3 protein-coding genes and 1 pseudogene are annotated in these 3,852 nt (G+C 57.1%); 1 reads left to right on the plus strand and 3 read right to left on the minus strand.

The genetic code is table 11. From position 1 onward, the window contains the following. Window positions 1–129 precede the first annotated feature (129 nt). Window positions 130–1,395 (plus strand): IS256 family transposase, encoded by a 1,266-nt coding sequence (locus B8987_RS04495; RefSeq protein ID WP_084660913.1) that lies wholly within the window; start codon window positions 130–132, stop codon window positions 1,393–1,395. 18 nt (window positions 1,396–1,413) lie between these two features. Here the strand turns inward: B8987_RS04495 and B8987_RS04500 are convergent, their stop codons facing one another. The 3 genes and pseudogenes from B8987_RS04500 to tnpC all read right to left on the minus strand — a co-directional run. After that, window positions 1,414–1,800: a hypothetical protein gene (locus tag B8987_RS04500; protein ID WP_242940618.1), complete on the minus strand. Its 387-nt coding sequence runs from the start codon at window positions 1,798–1,800 to the stop codon at window positions 1,414–1,416. Then, window positions 1,800–3,041 (minus strand): tyrosine-type recombinase/integrase, encoded by a 1,242-nt coding sequence (locus B8987_RS04505; RefSeq protein WP_084660914.1) that lies wholly within the window; start codon window positions 3,039–3,041, stop codon window positions 1,800–1,802. The genes B8987_RS04500 and B8987_RS04505 overlap by 1 nt, the downstream gene beginning before the upstream one ends. A 144-nt stretch (window positions 3,042–3,185) precedes the next feature. Continuing rightward, window positions 3,186–3,852 (minus strand): annotated as a pseudogene (gene tnpC, locus B8987_RS04515) (IS66 family transposase); the annotation flags it as partial.

Here is a 3,852-nt window from a genome sequence, read left to right on the forward strand (position 1 = left end):
CTCGTGTTTATCGATCCCAGTTACATCCCACATTGAGAATGCCCCATTTTTCGNGGAAATTGAAACTAGCGATCCTGATGGCTCTCTGGTTTACTAGAGAGGTCTGATCCATCATAAGGAGAATCGCTAGTGAGTACCAGTATAAAGAAAAAATCGCTTCCCGAACAGCCGGTGACGGTGCCGTGGGTGGACATCCTCCAGGATGCCGAAGACGGGTTATTGGCGCTGTCGATCCGGGTCGGATTGCAGGTTTTGCAACAGATGATGGCGGCCGAGGTGGAGCAGTTGGCAGGGCCTAAAGGCCGTCATGATCCGCAACGCCAAGCGGTCCGACACGGGACCGAAGTCGGCAGCGTCTTTTTGGGGGATCGCAAAATCTCCGTTCCGCACCCGCGGGTGCGGGCGGCTGATGGTTCGGAGGAAATTCCGTTAGACACCTACCATCGGTTTCAGGACCCGACGCTGGCGACACAAGCCGTACTGGAACGGATGCTGTATGGCTTAGCGAGCCGCCAACAGGGCCACGCTGATGCAGCCTTTGAAGCCGCGATGGAGCAGCCGGGCCCCAGCAAAAGCACGGTGAGCCGCCGCTTTATCCAAGCCACCCAACAGGCCCTCGACCGCTTCCTCCAGCGCCGATTGGATGACCGGACGTGGGTGGTGGTGATGATCGATGGTTTGCGTGTGGCCGATCATCTAGTGGTCGGCGCGTTAGGGATTGATGCCGACGGCCACAAACGCGTCTTGGGATTGGTCGAAGGGGCGACAGAAAACCACACCGTGGTCATGGCCTTATTGCAGGATCTCATCACCCGCGGCCTGACGGCCGCGCAGGGATTACTCGTGGTTATCGATGGCGCCAAGGCCTTAGCCAAAGCGGTGCGCGAGGTCTGGGGTGATCAAGTCCTCATCCAACGCTGCCAAATCCACAAGCAACGGAATGTACTCGATCACCTGCCGAAATCCGCAGAAAATCGGGTCCGCCAGCGCTTACGGAAGGCGTATCAAGAACCGGATGCGGACACAGCCGCACAGGCATTAGAAGCGCTCGCGAAAGAGCTGGAACGGGACCATCCCGGCGCCGCCGGAAGCCTTCGGGAAGGACTCGCCGAAACCTTAACTGTCCATCGATTAGGCCTTCCGGGCCTCTTGCGCCAAACGTTGGCGAACACCAATGCCCTGGAATCCATCAACAGTCAATTTCGGACCCATGCCCAGAATGTCAAACATTGGACCAATGGGCAACAAGTCTTACGGTGGATGGCGTCGGCAAGTTTTTTCATCGAAGACACGTTGACGCGGATCCCTGGCTACCGTGAGATTCCCGTGTTGCAAACGGCCTTAAAAGCCACGTGTTCCAAAATGCCGGAACAAAAAACCGAGCAAATCGGTTAAATCACGAGAAAGGATACGCTAGCGAAATTCCACGAAGCTTGGGACAACCTCCATTTCCTCCTCGGTAAAAATATAAGGAACGTACGGTGCTGACTGGCGCTTCAAGGGGGGAGGCAGGGGCGTCTCGTAGCCTTGAGATCGGGCCCATTGCAAAAACACCCGCAGACAGCTCACGCGGATCCGCTGGGTTCCCCATCGCTCACCGGGAATCCGCGCAACCCATCGGTCGACGACACTCTGGGGAATGACGCGATCTCGGATAGGATCAGCCTGGGCGACTTGAGCAAACCGGGCAAGCTGCTCAGATTCCACCCGATATCGGTATCCTAGCGCCTGCTTGTGTGCGACGAACGCGTCAATGAGTCGGCCAAGCTCTCCGGGAAGCGACGGTCTGGGGGCAGCCATCAGAACACCTCCTTATCCACGTTCCAGTCGAACACGGGAACCGGCAATGCACAGCGGCGGAGCTGCTCGACGCTGATTTTGAGGTATCTTCCGGTGGTTCGGGTTTGCCTATGCCCCAGAACCTCGGCGATAACCGGCAGCGGAACGTTGTCCTCGAGCAACCTGCTGGCCAGCGCATGCCGCATGGCATGCGGCCCCGAACGATGTCCAGACTGGGGTACTACCCCTCCGCGGGCCATATATTGTTTGACAATACCGGATAAGGTGGGGGCTGTCAGGGGTTGAATGGGCGGAATATGACGGAGAAAAACCACATTGCTGTCGGTCGTCGGCCGACCATATTTAACATAATCGATGATAGCCATACCCACTTCTTCGGAGAGAGGCAAGGTGACGCGTTTTCCAGTCTTCTCTATCACGCGATCAATGACGTTGATCTCCCAGCGGAGGTCGGCAAAGGTCAGGTGACGAATGTCCCCGGATCGAAGACCAAGTCGCGCAGCGAGTAGCAGCATGGCATAGTTCCGCTTGCCCGTGGGATTGGCCCGATCGACCGCGCCGAGAATGTGCTCAATCTCCTCCGTTGAAAACGTGGAGGGCAAATGCGCGTCCGGCGGCCGCCGGACGTTTGGCATGGTGGACGACCAATCCTGTGCCACCAGCCCCTGTGCATGGAGATGCCGGAGAAAGACTCGGAGAGCACCGAGGGCATTATAAAGCGTCGCTGGAGTGTCGCTGCACAGCATGTCGGTGTAGGCCACGATCGTACCGGCCGTTATTTGGGCTAACTCCGTCACTGCGTGGTTTTCCAAGTACAGCAGGAACTTTCCCAAATATTTCTCATACCCCTTAAGTGTCACTGCAGACCGTTGCCTTTGCTGGGCTGCTTGAAAGTCGGCCAGAACTTCCGAATATCGCGTGAGCAGGGACACGGCCGATTTCCGATACCGTGGTCGCACCATGCCGTGCAGGTAATACTCGTTGAGGACCGTGATGGCCCGAGCACGGACCCTGTCCTCATTGGTGAGGGCCGTGAAGATCGTGATGTGGTACACCTCTTCCAGAAAGTTGAGACCTACCTGGGTGTCATAGCTGAGGCCACGATCCGCCATATATGCGGCGAGGCGGACCCATGGGCGCTGGTAGCGATTGATGGTGCGGGAACCATAGCCCACCCGTTTTAATTCTTCTTCGACGTGCGTGATGAGGTCAGCTAGCGGAAACGAAAGTCGATGGTTCATGTCATCTACCCCCCTTGGTTGTCCCTATGGGACAGCACCACTATAGACCAGCCAAGAGGAAATAATGCAAAGTTAAGCGGCCATTCTGTGATGTCGTTCACGGAGTGGTGATGACTAACTAGCCATTACGGTCAGCTTATCATTACGTCGAGCATGCGCCCAACAGCCGACCAGCGTGGCATCCGGGACCTCGCGATAGCCGACATAGCCGTCACATTGCAAGTAACCCCGAAATCCCGTCAGAAATTGTCGCGCATAGGCCCCCTGCCGTCCCGGCTGATACTCATAGAGCACAATCGGGGGACCCTCTCGTCCCGTTCGATAGAGCCACATATAGGATTTTTGCTCGGCCCGGCGGGCCCGTTTCATGGAGTACGGTCAGCGTCGTTTCATCCGCTTGCACGATATCCTGCTGAACCAAGGAGTGCTTCAACGTCCGATAGACGGGTTTGAGCCACGTGTGCGCGGCATAAATAACCCAGTTGGCTAAGGTCTGACGGGACAACGGCACGCCAAGGCGTGCCCACTCCTGTTCCTGCCGATACAGAGGCAGATGTTCGGTAAATTTTTGGTGGAGGGTAAAAGCCAAAAGGGACGGGGACGCCAGACTTCCGGGATAGACCGGGCGGGGCATCGGAGCCGTTTTGATAGGCGTGGTGAGCGCGTCGCGCTCACACTGCCGACACGCGTAAACCTCTTGGACATGTTCGATGACTTTGACTTGCGCGGGAATGACTTGTAACTCTCGACGGATTTCCTGGCTCATCGCATGCAGGGGGCCGTGACAGGTGTCACAGACCCGGTCACCCTC

It is taken from the genome of Sulfobacillus thermosulfidooxidans DSM 9293 (assembly GCF_900176145.1).
GTDB classification, from domain to species: Bacteria; Bacillota; Sulfobacillia; order Sulfobacillales; family Sulfobacillaceae; genus Sulfobacillus; species Sulfobacillus thermosulfidooxidans.

Excerpts from the sequence above, each read along its gene's own strand:
- B8987_RS04500 (WP_242940618.1), bottom strand. The coding sequence starts at position 1,800 with ATGGCTGCCCCCAGACCGTCGCTTCCCGGAGAGCTTGGCCGACTCATT.
- B8987_RS04505 (WP_084660914.1), bottom strand. The coding sequence starts at position 3,041 with ATGAACCATCGACTTTCGTTTCCGCTAGCTGACCTCATCACGCACGTC.